Genomic DNA, 18,959 nt, shown 5'->3' with positions numbered 1-18,959 from the left:
TTGTGGATATCAAATGATCCAGCTAATCCACGCACAATAAGAAAAAACAGAATCTAAATATAAGATTCTTTAAGAACTGGAATGTGTGAAAGGGTCATTGCCTCATGAAGTCTCAGGACCGTGCCGTCATGCGTGTGTTAGCCGGAGAGAAACTCTGGCCGCCTCCTGTCTGGATGATGCGCCAGGCCGGACGGTATCTCCCGGAGTATCGGGAAGTCAGGGCGAAGGCGAAAAACTTTCTGGACTTCTGCTACAACCCGGATCTGGCAACGGAAGTCACTCTCCAGCCGATCCGCCGTTATGGCTTTGATGCATCGATCCTGTTTTCCGACATCTTCGTCGTCCCCGATGCGATCGGATATCCGGTTCGCTTTGAAGAAGGACGAGGTCCGGTTCTGGAACCTCTTTCATCCGTTCTTCTGGATCGTCTGGAGCAGGACCGGGCCGAGGATCATCTCAAACCGGTCATAGAGACGGTTTCACGCCTGAGAGCGGAGCTGCCCAAGGAAACAACCTTGCTGGGCTTCTGTGGTGCTCCCTGGACCGTGGCATGTTATTCGGTTGCCGGTCACACGACCCAGGAACAGGTAGCCGCCCGTGTCGGCGCCTATCGCGACCCGGAGCTGATGCAGAGATTTATCGATCAGCTCATCACCGCTTCGATCCGTTACCTCATCCGCCAGCTCGATGCCGGCGCCGATGCGGTTCAGATTTTCGATACATGGGCGGGTGTTCTCGACGATGCCGGTTTCGAGCGCTGGTCGATCAAGCCCACAAGGGCGATCGTCGACGGCGTGAGGGCGGAACGTCCGGGTGCCAGGATCATCGGTTTCCCGAAGGCCTCTTCCGCCCGGATGGCAAAATTCATCGAGGGCACAGGTGTGGATGCTGTCGGTTTCGACTGGACTGCGCCCGACGCGCTGGCGCTGGAAATCCAGAAGAAGGTGCCGATCCAGGGCAATCTCGATCCCATGCGCCTGGTAGCCGGCGGTCGGGCTTTGGATGAAGGGGTCGATCATATCCTGAAGACCTTCGACAAGGGGCCGCTGATCTTCAACCTGGGCCATGGCATTACGCCGGATGCGGATCCGGAGAATGTCGCCCGGATGGTCGAGCGGGTCCGGAAGGGGTAGGGCGATGGCGACGGATCTCTACGCCTGGATCAAGGCGCTGCATGCCATTTCGATCATCGCCTGGATGGCGGGCATGCTCTACCTGCCGCGTCTTTTCGTCTATCACGTCGACGCCGAACCGGGATCGAAGCAGTCCGAAACCTTCAAGATCATGGAACGGCGGCTTTTGAAGGCCATCATCAACCCGTCCATGATCGCGGCCTGGGTCTTCGGACTGTGGCTGGCCTATGACAGCGGGTTTTACACCCAGGGCTGGTTCCATGCGAAATTCGCCCTCGTGCTCCTGATGTCCGGTGTGCACGGATATCTGTCGCGATGCGTGAAGGCTTTTGCCCGAGACGAAAACACCCGTTCGGCGAAGTTCTACCGGATGCTGAACGAGGTGCCGACGGTTCTGATGATCGGCATCGTTATTCTGGTGATCGTCAAACCGTTCTGAAGATTCGGTTCCAAAATGAAAGGGACGGTGCGATTTTAAACGCACCGTCACCTACGGGAATTTGCGGGCTTGCGAATTCCCGCGAAACGCCTTATGTTCTGCGCGACTTCCAACCGGCGCCAGGAAAATTCTCGGATTCCTCAGGCAGCGGTCGTCTACTCAAGACAAATCCGGCAGTTCCCTCACTATTCTTCTGGGTGCGCTTTCCAGCCACAGCCATAGAAGTACCTTCCTAACATAAGTCCATAAGTGAACCCCAACTTGATGCGGGAAATGAAACTCAAAGACCTAAAAGAAAAAACACCGACAGAACTTCTGCAGTTTGCGGAGGAGCTCGAAGTTGAAAACGCCAGCACCATGCGCAAGCAGGAGCTGATGTTCGCTATTTTGAAAAATCTTGCCGCCCAGGATGTCGATATCATCGGCGAGGGCGTCGTCGAGGTGCTGCAGGACGGATTCGGGTTCCTGCGCTCGCCGGATGCGAATTATCTTCCCGGGCCCGACGACATCTATGTCTCTCCGTCCCAGATACGCCGGTTCTCCTTGCGCACGGGAGATACGGTCGAAGGCCAGATCCGCAGCCCCAAGGAAGGCGAACGCTATTTCGCGCTTCTCAAGGTAAATACGATCAACTTCGAGGATCCGGACAAGGCCCGCCACAAGGTTCACTTCGACAACCTGACGCCGCTCTATCCGAACGAGCGGTTCAAGATGGAAATCGAAGATCCGACCACAAAGGATTTTTCCGCCCGCGTGATTGATCTGGTGGCACCGCTCGGCAAAGGCCAGCGCGCCCTGATCACAGCACCGCCGCGGACAGGTAAGACGGTGTTCCTGCAGAACATCGCCAAGTCGATCACCACCAACCATCCGGAATGCTATCTGATCGTTCTCCTGATCGACGAACGTCCGGAAGAAGTGACCGACATGCAGCGCACGGTGAACGGCGAGGTGGTGTCTTCCACTTTCGACGAACCTGCATCGCGTCACGTCCAGGTCGCGGAAATGGTGATCGAGAAGGCCAAGCGCCTGACCGAACATGGTCGCGATGTGGTTATTCTGCTCGACTCCATCACCCGCCTTGGCCGCGCCTACAACACGGTTGTGCCGTCCTCGGGCAAGGTCCTGACCGGTGGTGTCGATGCCAACGCACTGCAACGGCCGAAGCGGTTCTTCGGTGCGGCTCGTAACATCGAGGAGGGCGGCTCGCTGACGATCATCGCGACGGCCCTGATCGATACGGGCAGCCGTATGGACGAAGTCATCTTCGAAGAGTTCAAGGGCACGGGTAACTCCGAAATCATCCTCGACCGGAAGATCTCCGACAAGCGCGTCTACCCGGCGATCGATATCCAGCGATCCGGTACGCGTAAGGAAGAGCTCCTGGTATCGGCCGAGAAGCTCAAGAAGACATTCGTCCTGCGCCGTATCCTCAATCCGATGGGGACGGTCGATGCGATCGAGTTCCTGATCGACAAGCTGCGGCAGACCAAATCGAACGACGATTTCTTCGACAGCATGAACGCCTGATCCGAATCGGATCCGGTCAGAAATCTGTCAGGGCGCGGTTTCCGGAAGGGGGTCGCGCCTTAACTGTTTGTTAACGACCTGTTTCACGTGAATCAGGCAGAATTGCTCCATTGATTCGGATCCGGTTCAAAGGCTTCGGCGATCATGTATTTGAAAACGGAACGGCTGATCCTCCGCCCCTGGCAAGAAGAAGACAAGGAGCCGTTCGCCCGGCTCAATGCCGACCGGGAAGTGATGCGGTATTTTCCTTCGGTCCTCACCCGGGAAAAAAGCGACGCCTTGATCGATATCGCTCGGGAAAGAACGCGGGAAGACGGCTTTTGCTTCTCACCCATCGAGGAAAAGGAAACCGGAACTTTCCTGGGTTTCGTCGGGCTTTCAAGGCCGCGCTACGCCAAGCCGTTGCCTTTCGATCCTTGTGTGGAAATCGGCTGGCGTCTCGCCCGCGCTGCATGGGGGAAGGGCTATGCCACGGAGGCGGCGAGGGCCTGGATTGGATTCGGTTTCGAAACCTTAGGGCTCGATGAAATCGTGTCCTTTACGGCTGTCTCCAACGAGAGATCGCAAAGGGTCATGGAACGTCTAGGCATGCACCGGGATCCGCAAGACGACTTTCTTCATCCGGCAATCGAACCAAGCCATCCTCTGGCTCCTCATGTGCTTTACCGGCTGCCCCGCTCCGATTGGAAACACACGCTTACGGTATCACCGTAAGCGCCTCTTCAAGCTCTTTGCGTCTTGTCATCGGAAACGAACAGGCGCCTTCCCGACAAAGATAAATGGTCGGTTTGTCCTCAAGGGTGTTCTTGCCTTTGGCCGGATGATCTTCGGGTAGGTCATCCGTCGATTCGAGAACGAGACAATGAAGCGCCGGGTCTACGGCTTTGGAGAGAACCTTGAGGAAAGGATTCGGATCCGAACCGCTTGGCGCAACGACGACCGCAAGCCGGCCGTTGGTTCGGGTGTCAAATGCAGTCAGCAGGGATGCGGTCGCAAAGACGTTCTTCGGAATGTCGGCGGACAGGGCGATCAGCACCTTGTCGGCCAGATCCCGGTATTCGGTTTTCCCGGTCAGAATGTAGAGTTTGGCAAAGGCGAGCGCGGCCATGGAATTGGGGTTAGGGGTGGCCTCGTCGGCGGAGGTTACCGGTCGCACGATCAGTCCTTCGGCATCTGCGGCCGTCAGATAGAAGGCACCTTCCTTCGTTCGATAGTCCTGCACCAACACCTTACCGAGCATCTCCGCATCGGCGATATAGGTCATGGCATCTTCCGGACAGGCCTCTGCCAGGGCGAGGGCCGCATTCATCATGTTGGCGTAGTCGGAGGCAAAGCCGGGAAGGAGCAGGCGACCGTTGCGCCAGGAATGGCCCAGGCGGTCGTCGCGGATCATGGTTTCCATAATGAAGCCGTAGGCCGTCCGGGCGGCCTCCAGACATGATTCACGTGAAACAAAACGTGCTGCACGGGCAAGGGCAGCGATCGTCAGGCCGTTCCAGTCGGCGAGGATCTTGTCGTCAAGGCCGGGCCTGATGCGGCGGCTACGTCGATCCAGGAGCTTCTTTCGAAGACGGGCAAGGCGGGCTTCGTCCTTTGCGGTCAGGCTGGAAGCCTTGAGGCGATTGAGGATCGTGACGTCTTCCCAGTTACCTTCGGGCGAAACATCATAGGCACGGGCAAACAGGGCGGCGTCTTCCTCACCGAGAACCTCTGTGATTTCCTCCGCGGTCCAGACATAGAACTTGCCCTCGACGCCCTCGCTGTCCGCGTCGAGGCTTGCGGCAAAGGCGCCGCCTTCCATGCGCATCTCGTCCAGGAGCCAGCCGAAGGTCTCCTCGATTCGGTTTCGAAACAGGTCTTCGCCTGTTGCGAGGTAAGCGGTGACGAGATGGTCGAGATACTGGCCGTTGTCGTAGAGCATCTTTTCGAAATGCGGAACGAGCCAGAGATGGTCGACGGAATAGCGGGCGATGCCGCCCTTCAGGTGGTCGTAGATACCGCCGTTGCTGATCTGTCTCAGGGTATGGAGGAAGGTTTCCTTGGCCTTGTCGTTTCCGGCCCTGAGGCCTGTGCGCCAAATGAGATCCAGGATGGAGGCCTGGGGGAACTTCGGAGCGCCCTTGATGCCGCCGTGTTCGGGATCATAGAGCGACAGAAGCCGTTCGCCGGCGGCCATCATCAGGCTGCGATCGATCGGGGCGGTTGGGGTGATCTCCGTCTTGAGGGCTTCCAGAAGGCCGGCGCGGTTGGTTTCGATTCGATCCCGATCCGTATGATAGGTACGAGAGACCGCCTCCAGCATGTCCACGAAGGCGGGATGCCCCCACTTGGCTTCCTTCGGATAATAGGTTCCGCCCCAGAAGGGTTCGCCGTCCGATGTGAGGAACATGGTCAGCGGCCATCCGCCCTGTTCGCCGAGCGCATGCAACGCCTTCATATAGATCTGGTCAATGTCGGGACGTTCTTCCCGATCGACCTTGATGTTGATAAAGAGGCGGTTCATGACGTCCGCGGTAGAGGTATCCTCGAAGCTTTCATGGGCCATGACGTGACACCAGTGACAGGCGGCATAACCGACCGAAAGGAGGATCGGTTTGTTTTCAGCCTTGGCCGCGGCAAGGGCTTCCGGACCCCAGGGATACCAGTGGACCGGGTTGTCCTTGTGCTGGAGAAGGTAGGGACTGGTGGAACTTGCCAGGCGGTTTTCGGTCATAGGAAAGGATAACTTTCTGGTTGGCGGATTCAGGCGGGGCTCTCTGAACTAAGAAGGTAGTGAAGCGGACCGGCAGGGCAAGTCGCTTCAGTGAGAAAGGTCTGCTTCCGGAACGGGGCAGTTTGGTGGTGAATGGCTGAAACGATCTTTGCGCTTTCAAGTGGGGCGGTCCCGTCCGGCGTCGCGGTGATCCGGATTTCCGGATCCGATGCCATCGATATTCTGCGCCTACTATGCGGTGATGTGCCCGAGCCCAGGGTGGCTTGTGTTCGGGAGCTCTGCAATCCGGAAACAGATGACATGCTTGACGAGGCGCTTGTCCTCGTCTTCGAGGGACCGGCCAGCTTTACCGGAGAGGATGTTGTCGAGCTTCAATGTCATGGTGGACGGGCCGTCGTGGCGGCGGTGCTGGAGGTGCTTTCGGGCATGGACAATTGCCGGCCCGCCGAAGCAGGCGAATTTACGCGCAGAGCCTTTGAGGCAGGGCGCATGGACCTGACCGAGGTGGAAGGACTGGCCGATCTGATCGCGGCTGAAACCGAAGCGCAACGGGTTCAGGCGCTCCGCCAGATGGGAGGTGCGCTTGGTGAACTCTATGACGACTGGCGGGACCGGCTGATCCATATGCGGGCCATGATCGAAGCGGATTTCGATTTCGCCGACGAGGAAGATGTACCCGGAAGTGTGGCGAACGAGATTTGGGCAGAATGCCAGATCCTGATCAACGAGATCGGCAATCATCTGGCGCGCTCCAGGAGTGGCGAGCGGCTTCGGTCCGGATTGCAGGTGGTCCTGATGGGGGCACCGAATGCGGGCAAGTCGAGCCTGTTGAATGCCATCGCCGGTCGTGATGTGGCCATCGTGACGGAAGAGGCGGGAACCACGCGGGACGTGATCGAGGTGCATCTGGATCTGGAGGGTTATCCGGTCACGCTTGTCGATACCGCGGGTTTGCGGCAGACGGAAGGTGTGGTGGAAAGGGAAGGGATCCGCCGGGCACGGGAAAGAGGCGAAACGGCGGATCTTATTCTATGGGCCGTCGAGCCCGGCGGGGTCGAGGCGAATGATCCGGAAAGCGGACTTCCGGAGACGATCCAGGACTGGGTTCCGGTCTGGACGGTTCGGACGAAGAGCGATCTTGAGACTCTTCCGGAACGAGACTCTTCCGGAACGACCCTTGATATCCCTTGTTCCGTTAAATCTTTTGAAGGTATGGAAGGCCTATTAAGCCATCTTTCCAGTTTCGCCGAAGAAACGATTTCCGTCGGTGAGGAGCCGCTGGCGACCCGCCAAAGACATCGCCACTATCTGATCGAATGTCAGCAGGCCTTGTCCGATGCCCTGGCCGGTGCCAACCTGCCGCTTGAACTTCGGGCGGAAGAGTTGCGCCAGGCGGCAGATGCACTTGGGCGGATCACCGGGCGGATCGATGTGGAAGATCTGCTCGATGTGATCTTCCGGGACTTCTGTATCGGTAAGTGAGGTGTTTCACGTGAATCACTTTGTCGAAGGAATCCAAGGATCGATTCATAACCGGAACATGTTTCACGTGAATCATTTTCCACTTAGTGCATCGGCCGTGGGAGCCGGTTTCGGGAAGCGTCGGAGGTTGCTGATTGCCTTTGACCTGAAATCCGAGGACCCTTATAAGATCGCCAAGATCGGCGCCGTGTAAGGGCGTATTTAATTCCTGTCCGGCCTGTGATGAATTCCGGGTGCGCAGGATAGGATGGTTTCATAACAGAGAGTGTATGGTGGTTCGAGAACAGATGGATCTCGGATGCGGTGGTCATGATGAGCGAGCAGAAGCTGACATATGATGTGGTGGTGATCGGCGGTGGTCATGCCGGCTGCGAGGCGGCCGCGGCCGCGGCGCGCCTGGGCGCGCGGACCGCTCTGGTCACCCATCGCTTCGACACCATCGGGGTCATGTCGTGCAATCCGGCAATCGGCGGTCTGGGCAAGGGACACCTTGTGCGTGAGATCGATGCGCTGGACGGACTGATGGGTCGGGTCGCCGATAGGGCGGGGATCCAGTTCCGACTCCTGAACCGGCGCAAGGGTCCGGCCGTTCGTGGGCCCCGGGCCCAGGCGGACCGCAAGCTTTACCGCGAAGCCATGCAGGCGGAAATTTCCGCGATCGATAATCTCGATGTCGTCGAAGGCGAGGCGCACCGCTTTATCTATGACGGAGGCCGTATCGTTGCCGTTGTGCTGGCCGACGGGCGGGAAATTTCCTGCGGCGCGGCGGTGCTGACCAGCGGCACCTTCCTGCGCGGACTGATCCACATTGGTGACAGGAAGATCCCGGCGGGACGTTCCGGCGAAGCGCCGGCCATGGGTCTGTCGCTGTCTTTGGAAGAACTCGGGCTTGACCTCGGCCGCCTGAAGACAGGCACGCCGGCGCGTCTCGATGGACGTACGATTGACTGGGCCCGCCTGGAGGAGCAACCCGGTGACGAAGAACCGGTGCCGTTCTCCACACTGACGGACAGGATCACCACACCGCAGATACCGTGTCACATCACCCGGACCACGCCGGAAACCCATCAGATCATTCGCGAAAACCTGTCCCGGTCGGCCATGTACTCCGGCGAGATCAAAGGGCGGGGGCCGCGCTACTGTCCCTCGATCGAAGACAAGATCGTTCGCTTTGGCGATCGCGACGGTCATCAGATCTTCCTTGAGCCGGAGGGTCTGGACGATCACACGGTCTACCCGAACGGCATCTCGACCTCGCTTCCGGAAGATGCGCAGCTGGCGTTTCTGAAAACCATACCGGGGCTGGAAAACGTCACCGTGATCCAGCCCGGCTATGCCATCGAGTATGACCATGTCGATCCGCGCGAGCTGAAGCAGACCCTGGAACTCCGCAAATGCGAAGGCCTGTTCCTGGCGGGTCAGATCAATGGCACCACCGGCTATGAAGAAGCCGGAGCCCAGGGGCTGGTTGCCGGTCTCAATGCGGCACGGAAGGCCTCCGGCAGAGAACCGTTCACCGTCGATCGCAGCCAGGGTTATATCGGGGTGATGATCGATGATCTGACGACGCGCGGTATTACCGAGCCGTATCGGATGTTCACCTCGCGCGCGGAATACCGTCTGTCGCTCAGGGCGGACAATGCGGACCAGCGGCTGACACCGTTGGGTCTGGAACTCGGCTGTGTGTCCGAGACCCGTCGAGTCGCCTTCGAAACGAAGATGCATGCCATTGAAGAAGCCCGGTCTCTCTTGACGTCGTTGTCGGTGACGCCGGCCGAAGCGGTGAAGAAGGGGATCCCGATCAACCAGGATGGTATCCGCCGGACGGCGTTCGATCTTCTGTCCTATCCGGATATGGACTACGATCGGCTGAAGCAGCTCTGGCCGGAGCTCGGTGGGATTGACAAGGACATTGCCGAGCAGGTCGCAACAGACGCGCTTTATGCGGTTTACCTGGAACGGCAGGCAGCCGACATCGAGGCACTGAAGCGGGACGAGGCTCTGGCGATCCCGGAGGATTTCGATTTCAATGCGCTGGCGGGCCTTTCCAATGAGGTGAAGCAGAAGCTGGAAGCGGTTCGGCCTGCGACCCTCGCTCAGGCTTCGCGTATGGACGGCATGACGCCGGCGGCCCTGACCCTGCTTCTGTCCCACGTCAAACGCCTGCAGCCGCGCAAGGGGGCGGCTTGATGGCGCGGTTACCCGATGTGAGAGACACTGCACAGGTTGTGCATAAGTATGGGGATGTTTCACGTGAAACTGTGGAACGCCTGCAGATCTACGTGGACCTGGTTTTGAAGTGGCAACCGGCGCAAAACCTGATCGCGCCCTCGACTATTCCCGATATCTGGGTGCGGCATGTGGTCGACAGCCTGCAGACCCAGTGGTCGTTGCCGGACGCCAGGACCTGGGTGGATATCGGCAGCGGCGGGGGCTTTCCCGGGATCGTGACGGCGATCCTGTTGGCCGATGTCCCGGACGGGCATGTTCATCTGATCGAGAGCAATCAGCGCAAGGCGGCGTTCCTGCGTACGGCCCTGCGCGAGACCGGATCGAAAGGGACGGTTCATCCGGGAAGAATCGAATCGGTTGCGAAAGAATGGCAACATGGCCCCGTGGATGCCGTCTCCGCCCGCGCACTTGCCTCGCTGGAGCTGTTATTGAAGCTTTCAGAACCGTTTACGGCACACGGCGCCCTGGCTGTTTTCCACAAAGGTCAAGATTTTCAACGAGAGATTAACGAAGCGTCTCACACTTGGACATTCGATCTGGTAGAAAAGAAAAGTCTCATTGATCCAACGAGCCGGATGCTTCTTCTTTCCAAAATTTCCGCCCGGCCTAACCAGGAAGGTGTCGCCTGATGAGCATGCTTCCAGAGTCTCCGCGTGTGCTTGCTCTTGCCAACCAGAAAGGTGGCGTCGGGAAAACAACCACGGCCATCAATCTCGGAACGGCGCTTGCCGCAATCGGCGAAAAGGTTCTGGTTATCGATCTCGACCCGCAGGGCAACGCCTCTACAGGTCTCGGAATCGAGCGCCGGGATCGTGGTCTTTCGACCTACGATGTTTTGAGCGGCGATTGCACCCTGGAGGAGGCGGTCAAGGATACCGCCGTGCCACGCCTTTGGGTCGCGCCGTCAACCATGGATCTGCTGGGTCTGGAACTGGAAATCGCCTCCAGCGGCGACCGGGCCTTCCGTCTGCGCAATGCCATCGAGCAGTTTAGCCGTTCCCGCCTGTTCCAGGACATCGGCTTCACCTACGTTCTGGTCGACTGCCCGCCGTCCCTGAACCTGCTCACGATCAATGCGCTGTCGGCGTCCCATTCCATCCTGGTGCCGCTGCAGTGCGAGTTCTTCGCTCTGGAAGGTCTCAGCCAGTTGCTCAGCACCGTCGAGCAGGTGCGTAACGCGCTGAATGGGGAATTGACTATCCACGGCATCGTCCTGACCATGTACGACAGCCGGAACAACCTTTCCAGCCAGGTGGTCGCGGATGTGCGCGAAACCATGGGGGATGCGGTCTACGAGACGATCATTCCGCGAAACGTGCGTATCTCCGAAGCGCCGTCCTACGGCAAGCCGGCGTTGCTTTACGATCTGAAATGTTCGGGTAGCCAAGCCTATCTGCGCCTTGCATCCGAGATCATCCAGCGGGAGCGCAAATTGCGGCGGGTTGCGGCCTGATCAAAGGGCTTAATGAATCGGATCCGAATTGATCCCGAGGGTGCTCGACCCTTGGGCGGATCTGAAGGTATCAAAGTAACTTATTGAAATAAAAAAGAAAAACAGGTGCGGCATGGCGGATGAAGGCGGCAAGAACAAACGTTTGGGGCGCGGTCTCGCGGCTTTGATCGGCGAGGCGGCTCCGACCCAGGGATCCGCACCTGACCGGACGCCGCCGCGCGATACCCGAAAGGTGCCGATCGAGCATCTGGAGCCCAATCCGCGCAATCCGCGCAAAACCTTCACTGAAAAGGATCTGGGCGATCTGGCGGAATCCCTGAAGGCGAAGGGGATCATTCAGCCGATCCTGGTGCGTCCGGCCGCGGGAAAGACGGACCGCTATGAAATCATCGCCGGCGAACGCCGCTGGCGTGCGGCGCAGCGGGCAGGGCTGCACGAAGCGCCGATCATCATCCGGGACGTGACCGACCAGGAAGCGCTCGAGATTGCGATCATCGAAAACGTCCAGCGCGCCGATCTCAATCCGATCGAAGAGGCCATGGGCTACGATCAATTGACGGCGGAATTCGAATACAGCCAGGGGCAGCTTGCCAAGGTAATCGGCAAGAGCCGCAGTCACGTGGCCAACACCATGCGGCTCCTGAAGCTGCCGAACTCGGTAAAGGATTACCTCGCCGAAGGTTTGTTGACTGCCGGTCATGCGCGGGCACTGATCACGGTGGATGACCCGGCCGCCCTTGCCGAGATCATCGTTGAAAAGGGCCTCACCGTTCGCGACGCGGAAAAGCTCGCGCAGGACCCGGAAGTCCTGACGAAACTCAAGGGCGGCGCGAAATCCTCTGCCACCAGGGCGGACAAGGATGCGGATACCAAGGCGTTGGAAAAGCGTCTGACCGACACGCTCGGGCTGAAGGTCTCCGTGGGACACAAACCGGGCAAGGAATCGGGCGATCTCAAGATCAAGTACACGTCGCTCGAACAGCTCGACGAGATATGCCGGAAGCTGGGCGTCGAGACCCGGTAATCCTTGGTTTCCAAGGCTCGATTCGCAGCCGTAACCAATGCTTTGCAGCTTACAGGGTTTCTGAGCACCCATCCTATTCTTCCGACATGCCCGGACTTGATCCGGGCATCCATGCCGTCACCGTGCCCCAAAGAGAAGCTGTTCTTAGAAGGCGATGCAACGGCATGGATGCCATGGCTCGACGATGGCATGACGACGGGGAATTTAGCTAATCCGCTACCGACGCCGGCCTCGGCTGGCGGCGACGCGGCCTAGCACCAGAAGGGTTTCGGAGAGGACGGGAACGCCGAGATTGGCGTTCAGGCGGGAGACGTGCATCGCCTCGGCAAGGCGCTCCATGGCCTTTTCCAGATCCGTCGACGACCAGGTTTGAATCTGGCGGGCCAGGCCAGCCTTTCGCTTGAAGAACACCGGCGGGCGCTGGCTGTCGACGATCTGGGTGGCGTTCTTGCCGCGGTCCAGATCTGCACGCATGCGGTGCAGGTCCTGAAAATGCTTCAGGGCCCGCCCGGCAATCACGGAGGCGTTGGAGCCGGCCGCCGTCAGGCGTTCCAGCCCGTGGTCGAGCGTTGCAAGGTCTCCGAGGGCTGCTGCGTCGATCAGTTCGGACAGCTCAAAGGCGGAGGCATCGCCGATGATCGCCTCCACGTCGTCGCTGTCGATCTTTCCCTTGCCGAGCGCGTAGAGACAGAGTTTCTTCAGTTCGCCGCGGCTGGCCATACGGTCGCCGCCGAGAAGGCCGTGCAGGGACGCGCGCGCTTCCCGTGTGATGGTCAGGTTGGCTTCCCGGGTTTCCTGGTCGATCAGGTGATCGATGCTGCGCTCGGTGTCGGCATAGCAGGGAAGGGCGTAGGCTTTTCGGTCCGCTTCGATCAGCTTGCGCAGGCCGGCGCCTTTCTTGAGATCGCCTGCCTCCAGAACGATCAGGGACGGGCAATCGTCGAGCTTCAGGACCGGTTTCAGGGCATTGTCGAGCGACTTTCCGCCCGAGTCGCGGATCCAGATGATCCGCCGTCCGCCGAAGAGCGGAATGGTCAGGGCCTCGTCGATCAGCCGGTCCGGATCGGAGGCGACATCGGCGCCGTCGAGCTTGATCAGATTGAATGGATCGTCGTCGCCTTCGGAGGCTTTTGCAACCAGGCTCGTTGCCCGTTCCGACACGAGACCCGTGTCCGGCCCGTAAATCAGCACGACGCCGCCATGGGACGGCGGCTTGGCAAGGAACCTGTCGATGTCGGTCGCCTTGAGTGCGGTCATGACCTACGATCTGGTTGCGAAATATCCGGCAATCCGGGCCTGGATATCCTGGGCGACCGCTTTTGCGGCGCGCTCTTCGGCATCCCTTTTTGCCCGAAGGTTGGCAAAACGCTGGTTGGAGAAGTCATAGGACGCGGTGGCGAAGGACTTGCCGGTCATCAGCGTCTTGCGGGTGGCAATATCGCTCAGGACGAATGTGGTGTTCATCGTCATGGTATAGGCCGCCGGCACATCCGACAGCTGTTCCACACCGACTTCCGAGGAGGCCAGATCCATGAGGATCTTGAGCCGGTAGAGCTTCTCGACCCGGTCAGTTCCGCGTTCGAACTTGAATGTCAGTTCGTTATAGAGCACCCGGGCGGCGTCCTCGTCCGCGTAGCGGTCGCTGATCGGATCGATATCGATCGCCGCCAGATCGGCCGGAACCGCCTGCCCGCCGGGCGTGTTCATGGTTCCGTAGAGCGGACGCACCTGGCAGCCCGTAGCAAGGCCGCCGACCAGTGCCGCGGAGAGTGCGACGTGCAGGAAGCTGCGGCGGCTTCGATCAATTTCCTCAGGCGACGACATTCACAATCCTTTGCGGCACCACGATAATCTTGCGGGGTGCGCGGCCTTCCAGCACACGCTGCACGAAATCCAGCTGCAGAGTAGCTGCTTCGACCGCCTCTTTGGAAGCGTCTCTTTGCACGGTGATCTCGCCGCGCTTCTTGCCGTTGATCTGGATCGGCAGGGTCACGGTGTCGTCGACCAGCAGGCTTTCGTCGACGACCGGCCACGCGGTCTCGGAAATCAGGCCTTCCTGCCCCAGAGCGGTCCAGCATTCCTCGGCCAGATGCGGCATCATCGGAGCCATCATCTGGGTCAGGTACTCACCGGCCTCGCGCACCGCATAAGCCATGTCCGGGCTGTCCACACCGTCATGAAGCGCCTTGCCGATCTGGTTGACGAATTCATAGATGCGGGCGACGGCGCGGTTGAAGCCGAGCGATTCCAGATCCTTGGAGACGGCGGCGAGCGTCTTGTGGGTCGCACCGCGCAAGTCCGCAGCCGCGCCGGACATATCCGGTTTCGGTCCGCGCGGACCGGTTTTTTCGGCAATCTCCCCGATCAGGCGCCAGACGCGCTGAACGAAGCGCCAGGAGCCCTGGACGCCTTCCTCGGTCCAGATCACGTCGCGTTCGGGCGGGCTGTCCGACAGCATGAACCAGCGGGCGGTGTCCGCACCGTAGGTCTCGATGATGTCCGTCGGATCGACCGTGTTCTTCTTCGACTTGGACATCTTCTCGATCGAACCGATCGTGACCGGTTCGCCGGAGGAGATCATCGTCGCCGTGCGGGTGCCGTCGACGTCTTCGATCCTGATTTCGGCGGGAGAAACCCAATGGCCGTTCGCGCCATCGCCGAGACGATAGGTCTCGTGGGTCACCATGCCCTGGGTGAACAGGCCCTTGAACGGTTCCTTCAGGTCGAGGGCGCCGACCTTCTGCATCGCGCGGGTGAAGAAGCGCGAATAGAGCAGGTGCAGGATCGCGTGTTCGATGCCGCCGATATACTGATCGACCGGCAGCCAGTCGTTGGCAGCCTTCGGATCGGTCGGCCGGTCGCAGCGCGGTTCGGTGAAGCGGGCGAAATACCAGGACGAATCCACGAAGGTATCCATGGTGTCCGTCTCGCGCCGCGCCGCCTTGCCGCATTTGGGGCAGGTGGTGTTACGCCAGGTCGGATGACGGTCGAGCGGATTGCCCGGCTTGTCGAAATTGATGTCGTCGGGCAGCTGAACTGGCAGATTCTCGTCCTTTTCGGCAACCACGCCGCAGTCGTCGCAGTGGATCACCGGGATCGGGCAGCCCCAGTAGCGCTGACGGGAGATGCCCCAGTCGCGCAGGCGGTAGTTGACCTGACGGGCCGCCTGCGGCGCGCCGTCGACCGTGATGGCCTCGAGCTTCCGGGCCACGGCTTCCTTGGCATCGGCGATCGACATCCCGTCCATAAAGTCGGAATTGAAGATCGCACCGTCGTCGGTAAAGGCCTCTTCGCCGATTTCGAAGGTTGCCGGATCGGCGTCCTTCGGCAGAACCACGGGCTTCACCGGCAGGCCGTATTTTCGGGCGAAGTCCAGGTCGCGCTGATCGTGGGCCGGACAGGCGAAGATCGCGCCGGTGCCGTAATCCATCAGGATGAAGTTGGCGACATAGACCGGCAGTTCGATGCTGTCATCCAGCGGGTGCTTGACGCGCAGGCCCGTATCGAGGCCTTTCTTCTCCGCTTTTTCAATGGCTTCCTCGGATGTGCCGACACGGCGGCATTCCTCGATGAAGGCCTTGAGGTCCGGATTGGATTCCGCCAGCTTCGCCGAGATCGGATGATCCGGCGACAGGCCCATGAAGGAGGCGCCGAACAGCGTATCCGGACGGGTGGTGAAGATTTCCAGCACCTTGTCGCCGGTGGGTGCGGGCGAGGTGAATTCGAACCGAACGCGCAGGCCTTCCGACCGGCCGATCCAGTTTTTCTGCATCAGGCGAACCTTGTCCGGCCAGCGGTCCAGGGTGTCGAGCGCTTCCAGCAGATCTTCCGAGTAGTCGGAGATCTTGAAGAACCACTGGGTCAGTTCGCGCTGTTCCACCAGGGCGCCGGAGCGCCAGCCGCGGCCGTCGATCACCTGCTCGTTGGCGAGCACGGTCATATCGACCGGGTCCCAGTTCACTTTGGCGTTCTTGCGGTAGACGAGCCCGGCTTCCAGAAACTGCAGGAACAGGCGTTGCTGCTGGGTGTAATATTCGACGTCGCAGGTAGCGAATTCGCGGCTCCAGTCCAGCGACAGACCCATGATCTTGAGCTGGTCGCGCATGAAGGCGATGTTTTCATAGGTCCAGTCCTTGGGATGGACCTTGTTCTGCATGGCCGCGTTTTCCGCCGGCATGCCGAACGCGTCCCAGCCCATGGGATGGAGAACGTTGAAGCCCCTGGCGCGCTTGTAGCGGGCGACCACGTCGCCCATGGCGTAGTTGCGCACGTGGCCCATGTGGATGCGGCCCGACGGATACGGGAACATTTCAAGGACGTAGTATTTGTCGCGCGGATCGTCGTTGTTGGTGACGAAGACGTTCTTGTCGTTCCATGTTTTTTGCCAGCGCGCCTCGACGTCGCGTGCGTTATAGCGTTCCGTTGCCATCAATGTTGCCGTTTTCTCGCGCTGCTTGGGAGGGCGCTTGGTTCTTCGGGAGTGTTGATTAAACCAGAATGGTGTTGCCGGACAGTCACCAGAAATTTCTGTTCCGGTCAACATGCTACGGCAAAAACGGGCCGGAAATGGTCTGTTCTTAGTAGCGGCGGTCGTCAAGCTTGCAATTTTACACCCGCAGCGCCTATCAGACTTCAACGTGCATCGTTGAGTTGGAGAGAAAGAATGACGGAAACATCCGGCGACCGGTTGCAAAAGGTGCTGTCCGACATTCGCAAGGCGGAAGAGGAATTCGGCCGTAAACCGGGACAAGCGACCCTGATCGCGGTGTCCAAGACCTTTGACGCAGACGATATCCGTCCTGTCCTAGATGCCGGCCAACGGGTCTTCGGTGAAAACCGGGTGCAGGAAGCCATGGGCAAATGGCCAAGTCTTCGCGAAGACTATGAAGGGATCGAGCTTCATCTCATCGGCCCGCTGCAATCCAACAAGGCGAAGGAAGCGGTGCAGACCTTCGATGTCATCCATACGATCGACCGGGAAAAGATCGCCAAGGCACTCAAGGCGGAAATGGACAAGCAGGACCGCCATCTGCCGTGCTTCATCCAGGTCAACACCGGCGAGGAACCGCAGAAGGCCGGTATCGCGCCGAAGGATAGCGATGCCTTTATCGCCTTCTGCCGGGACGAGGTCGGTCTGAACGTCATCGGGTTGATGTGCATTCCGCCGGTCGAGGACGCACCGGGACCGCATTTCGCGCTGCTTAGAAAAATCGCCGAGCGCAACGGGCTGACAAAGCTCTCTATGGGCATGTCGTCGGATTACGAGATCGCGGTCAGTTTTGGGGCGACCCATGTTCGCGTCGGCTCGGCCATCTTCGGTCATCGGGATTATCCGGCCTGAAGGCGCCGCTTACAGCGCATTTTCCCGAGAATCCGGTTGCATCAAACGGCAAGCGCGCTTATAAGCCCCCGGTCCAGAGTCGTCCGGCTCTTCGGGGCATGGTTTTGCGCGTTCAAGTCTTCGGACGGAAACGTCAATCCGGTCCCGGAAACACAGGGCATGCCGTGGCGACCTCTCGATGCACCAAGAACGAAGCGGCCGGGTAACCGGTCCGCGCCAATGAAAGGATGCAAAATGCCCAAGCTGAAGACCAAGTCTGGAGCCAAGAAGCGCTTCAAACTGACCGCGACCGGCAAGGTGAAGACCGCGCAGGCCGGCAAGCGCCATGGCATGATCAAGCGCACGACCAAGTTCATCCGTAACGCCCGTGGCACCACCACGCTGAGCGATCAGGATGCGAAGATCGTGAAGCAGTTCCTGCCTTACGCGTAATTAGCCAGTCTTTGAAGGAGTTCACATATGTCGCGCGTTAAAAGGGGCGTAACCGCCCATGCACGTCACAAGAAGGTTCTGAAGGCTGCCAAGGGCTACTACGGCCGCCGCAAGAACACCATCCGCGTTGCCAAGCAGGCCGTCGAAAAGGCCGGCCAGTACGCCTATCGCGACCGTAAGGTCCGGAAGCGGAATTTCCGTTCGCTCTGGATCCAGCGCATCAATGCCGCCACCCGCGAGCATGGCCTGACCTACGGCCGGTTCATCGATGGCCTGAACAAGGCCGGCATTGAAGTCGACCGCAAGGTTCTGTCGGATCTGGCGATCCACCAGCCGGATGCCTTCAAGGCTCTGGTTGACAAGGCCCAGGGCGCTCTCGCCTAAGCGGTTTTGCGAAATCAGATGTTAGAAAAGCGCGCTTCCGCAGGGCAGCGCGCTTTTTTGTTGTGTGAGACGGACAGGCCAGCCGTACGCCGTTTCATATGCCGGTTGCGTCCCGGCGCTACTGCTGCTGCTATTCATGTCGCCGCGGGATGGGAAGAATGACGATGCGATTCGCCGTTTTGTATGATTGCGAATACCTGACGATGGAAGGAGCCCAGAGACGCTACTGGGCCGGTCCCCTGGACCCGGATCCCATCGTGGTCCAGATCGGCGCTGTCAGACTGGGTTTGGAAGGGGATTTCCCGATCCTGGAGACGGAAAAGATCTACGTGACCCCGATCGATCGCTTCGGGCGCGCGTGCGGGCTGGATCCCTATTTCATCGACCTGACCGGCATTTCCCCGGAAACGGTCGCGACTGAGGGCATGTCGCTCAAAGCTGCAATCGACCGCTTGGCCGGGTTTGCCGGTACTGCCTGCCTGTGGTCCTGGGGCAAGGATGAACTCAACCTGATGGCCACCAGTTGTTATGTCGCCGGTATCGATCCCGTCTTGCCGGCCAACAGGTTCGGGAACGCCAGCCGTCTGCTTCTGAAGGCGGGAATGCCCTATGAAGACATTCAAAAGACCAACAGCGGACAACTTGCGGATTATTTCGGGATCGCTCACCCGCCGCTCAACGGCCATGATGCGCTCGATGACGCCTTGTCGATTGCCTTCACTCTCCAGCATGTTCTGAACGCAGGGCGCCTTTCTCCAGGCGATTTCGATCCGTCCCGGATTGATTGAAGGCTAAC

The 18,959-nt window shown here is 59.5% G+C and carries 17 protein-coding genes; 13 read left to right on the top strand and 4 right to left on the bottom strand.

Going from position 1 to position 18,959, the window contains the following annotated elements:
• Positions 1-128 precede the first annotated feature (128 nt).
• The 4 genes from hemE (at position 129) to ACN0SO_RS12070 (ending at position 3,816) form a co-directional block, all read left to right on the top strand.
• Positions 129-1,133, top strand: a complete 1,005-nt coding sequence (hemE, locus tag ACN0SO_RS12085) for a uroporphyrinogen decarboxylase (RefSeq protein WP_417677939.1) — start codon at positions 129-131, stop codon at positions 1,131-1,133.
• Positions 1,134-1,137: 4 nt separating this feature from the next.
• Entirely contained in the window at positions 1,138-1,572 is a 435-nt protein-coding gene (hemJ, locus tag ACN0SO_RS12080) for a protoporphyrinogen oxidase HemJ (RefSeq protein ID WP_417677937.1), read from the top strand.
• A 264-nt stretch (positions 1,573-1,836) separates the two neighbouring features.
• On the top strand, positions 1,837-3,102 hold the full coding sequence (gene rho / locus ACN0SO_RS12075; protein ID WP_417678224.1) for a transcription termination factor Rho: 1,266 nt from the start codon (positions 1,837-1,839) through the stop codon (positions 3,100-3,102).
• Positions 3,103-3,246: 144 nt separating this feature from the next.
• On the top strand, positions 3,247-3,816 hold the full coding sequence (locus tag ACN0SO_RS12070) for a GNAT family N-acetyltransferase (RefSeq protein ID WP_417677935.1): 570 nt from the start codon (positions 3,247-3,249) through the stop codon (positions 3,814-3,816).
• Here ACN0SO_RS12070 and ACN0SO_RS12065 read toward each other — a convergent pair.
• Positions 3,800-5,815: a thioredoxin domain-containing protein gene (locus ACN0SO_RS12065; RefSeq protein ID WP_417677933.1), complete on the bottom strand. Its 2,016-nt coding sequence runs from the start codon at positions 5,813-5,815 to the stop codon at positions 3,800-3,802. The genes ACN0SO_RS12070 and ACN0SO_RS12065 overlap by 17 nt on opposite strands.
• A gap of 132 nt (positions 5,816-5,947) precedes the next feature.
• Here ACN0SO_RS12065 and mnmE point away from each other — a divergent pair, with 132 nt between their 5' ends.
• The 5 genes from mnmE to ACN0SO_RS12040 all read left to right on the top strand — a co-directional run bounded on the left by mnmE (position 5,948) and on the right by ACN0SO_RS12040 (position 12,006).
• Entirely contained in the window at positions 5,948-7,297 is a 1,350-nt protein-coding gene (gene mnmE / locus ACN0SO_RS12060) for a tRNA uridine-5-carboxymethylaminomethyl(34) synthesis GTPase MnmE (protein WP_417677931.1), read from the top strand.
• Positions 7,298-7,606: 309 nt separating this feature from the next.
• Complete coding sequence (gene mnmG, locus ACN0SO_RS12055) at positions 7,607-9,487, top strand: tRNA uridine-5-carboxymethylaminomethyl(34) synthesis enzyme MnmG (RefSeq protein ID WP_417677929.1); 1,881 nt, start codon at positions 7,607-7,609, stop codon at positions 9,485-9,487.
• Complete coding sequence (gene rsmG, locus ACN0SO_RS12050; RefSeq protein WP_417677927.1) at positions 9,487-10,158, top strand: 16S rRNA (guanine(527)-N(7))-methyltransferase RsmG; 672 nt, start codon at positions 9,487-9,489, stop codon at positions 10,156-10,158. Before mnmG ends, rsmG begins: the two co-directional genes overlap by 1 nt.
• On the top strand, positions 10,158-10,982 hold the full coding sequence (locus tag ACN0SO_RS12045; RefSeq protein WP_417677925.1) for a ParA family protein: 825 nt from the start codon (positions 10,158-10,160) through the stop codon (positions 10,980-10,982). The genes rsmG and ACN0SO_RS12045 overlap by 1 nt, the downstream gene beginning before the upstream one ends.
• 112 nt (positions 10,983-11,094) lie before the next feature.
• On the top strand, positions 11,095-12,006 hold the full coding sequence (locus tag ACN0SO_RS12040; protein ID WP_417677923.1) for a ParB/RepB/Spo0J family partition protein: 912 nt from the start codon (positions 11,095-11,097) through the stop codon (positions 12,004-12,006).
• A gap of 216 nt (positions 12,007-12,222) precedes the next feature.
• On the opposite strand, the gene holA is transcribed toward ACN0SO_RS12040, so the two are convergent.
• Genes holA through leuS form a run of 3 tightly spaced genes read right to left on the bottom strand, consistent with a single transcriptional unit; the run spans position 12,223 to position 16,435 of the window.
• Entirely contained in the window at positions 12,223-13,263 is a 1,041-nt protein-coding gene (gene holA / locus ACN0SO_RS12035; protein WP_417677921.1) for a DNA polymerase III subunit delta, read from the bottom strand.
• Positions 13,264-13,266: 3 nt separating this feature from the next.
• Positions 13,267-13,830 carry an LPS assembly lipoprotein LptE gene (gene lptE, locus ACN0SO_RS12030; protein ID WP_417677919.1) on the bottom strand — a complete coding sequence of 188 codons (564 nt, stop codon included), beginning with the start codon at positions 13,828-13,830 and terminating at the stop codon, positions 13,267-13,269.
• Positions 13,817-16,435, bottom strand: a complete 2,619-nt coding sequence (gene leuS / locus ACN0SO_RS12025; RefSeq protein ID WP_417677917.1) for a leucine--tRNA ligase — start codon at positions 16,433-16,435, stop codon at positions 13,817-13,819. The genes lptE and leuS overlap by 14 nt, the downstream gene beginning before the upstream one ends.
• 234 nt (positions 16,436-16,669) lie before the next feature.
• Between leuS and ACN0SO_RS12020 the strand changes: the two genes are divergently transcribed.
• The 4 genes from ACN0SO_RS12020 (at position 16,670) to ACN0SO_RS12005 (ending at position 18,951) form a co-directional block, all read left to right on the top strand.
• Positions 16,670-17,347, top strand: coding sequence for a YggS family pyridoxal phosphate-dependent enzyme (locus tag ACN0SO_RS12020; protein ID WP_417677915.1), 678 nt, complete (start codon positions 16,670-16,672; stop codon positions 17,345-17,347).
• 234 nt (positions 17,348-17,581) lie between these two features.
• Entirely contained in the window at positions 17,582-17,779 is a 198-nt protein-coding gene (gene rpmI, locus ACN0SO_RS12015; protein WP_190291198.1) for a 50S ribosomal protein L35, read from the top strand.
• 27 nt (positions 17,780-17,806) lie between these two features.
• The gene (rplT, locus tag ACN0SO_RS12010) at positions 17,807-18,163 is read left to right on the top strand and encodes a 50S ribosomal protein L20 (RefSeq protein ID WP_346892913.1); all 357 of its coding nucleotides are present in this window, start codon (positions 17,807-17,809) and stop codon (positions 18,161-18,163) included.
• A 158-nt stretch (positions 18,164-18,321) separates the two neighbouring features.
• On the top strand, positions 18,322-18,951 hold the full coding sequence (locus ACN0SO_RS12005) for an exonuclease (protein WP_417677912.1): 630 nt from the start codon (positions 18,322-18,324) through the stop codon (positions 18,949-18,951).
• The last annotated feature ends 8 nt before the right edge of the window (positions 18,952-18,959 follow it).

Source organism: Roseibium sp. (assembly GCF_048260565.1).
Taxonomy (GTDB): Bacteria; Pseudomonadota; Alphaproteobacteria; order Rhizobiales; family Stappiaceae; genus Roseibium.
This window is presented reverse-complemented; position numbering and strand designations above follow the sequence as displayed.

Excerpts from the sequence above, each read along its gene's own strand:
- hemE (WP_417677939.1), top strand. The coding sequence starts at position 129 with ATGCGTGTGTTAGCCGGAGAGAAACTCTGGCCGCCTCCTGTCTGGATG.
- hemJ (WP_417677937.1), top strand. The coding sequence starts at position 1,138 with ATGGCGACGGATCTCTACGCCTGGATCAAGGCGCTGCATGCCATTTCG.
- rho (WP_417678224.1), top strand. The coding sequence starts at position 1,837 with ATGCGGGAAATGAAACTCAAAGACCTAAAAGAAAAAACACCGACAGAA.
- ACN0SO_RS12070 (WP_417677935.1), top strand. The coding sequence starts at position 3,247 with ATGTATTTGAAAACGGAACGGCTGATCCTCCGCCCCTGGCAAGAAGAA.
- ACN0SO_RS12065 (WP_417677933.1), bottom strand. The coding sequence starts at position 5,815 with ATGACCGAAAACCGCCTGGCAAGTTCCACCAGTCCCTACCTTCTCCAG.
- mnmE (WP_417677931.1), top strand. The coding sequence starts at position 5,948 with ATGGCTGAAACGATCTTTGCGCTTTCAAGTGGGGCGGTCCCGTCCGGC.
- mnmG (WP_417677929.1), top strand. The coding sequence starts at position 7,607 with ATGATGAGCGAGCAGAAGCTGACATATGATGTGGTGGTGATCGGCGGT.
- rsmG (WP_417677927.1), top strand. The coding sequence starts at position 9,487 with ATGGCGCGGTTACCCGATGTGAGAGACACTGCACAGGTTGTGCATAAG.
- ACN0SO_RS12045 (WP_417677925.1), top strand. The coding sequence starts at position 10,158 with ATGAGCATGCTTCCAGAGTCTCCGCGTGTGCTTGCTCTTGCCAACCAG.
- ACN0SO_RS12040 (WP_417677923.1), top strand. The coding sequence starts at position 11,095 with ATGGCGGATGAAGGCGGCAAGAACAAACGTTTGGGGCGCGGTCTCGCG.
- holA (WP_417677921.1), bottom strand. The coding sequence starts at position 13,263 with ATGACCGCACTCAAGGCGACCGACATCGACAGGTTCCTTGCCAAGCCG.
- lptE (WP_417677919.1), bottom strand. The coding sequence starts at position 13,830 with ATGTCGTCGCCTGAGGAAATTGATCGAAGCCGCCGCAGCTTCCTGCAC.
- leuS (WP_417677917.1), bottom strand. The coding sequence starts at position 16,435 with ATGGCAACGGAACGCTATAACGCACGCGACGTCGAGGCGCGCTGGCAA.
- ACN0SO_RS12020 (WP_417677915.1), top strand. The coding sequence starts at position 16,670 with ATGACGGAAACATCCGGCGACCGGTTGCAAAAGGTGCTGTCCGACATT.
- rpmI (WP_190291198.1), top strand. The coding sequence starts at position 17,582 with ATGCCCAAGCTGAAGACCAAGTCTGGAGCCAAGAAGCGCTTCAAACTG.
- rplT (WP_346892913.1), top strand. The coding sequence starts at position 17,807 with ATGTCGCGCGTTAAAAGGGGCGTAACCGCCCATGCACGTCACAAGAAG.
- ACN0SO_RS12005 (WP_417677912.1), top strand. The coding sequence starts at position 18,322 with ATGACGATGCGATTCGCCGTTTTGTATGATTGCGAATACCTGACGATG.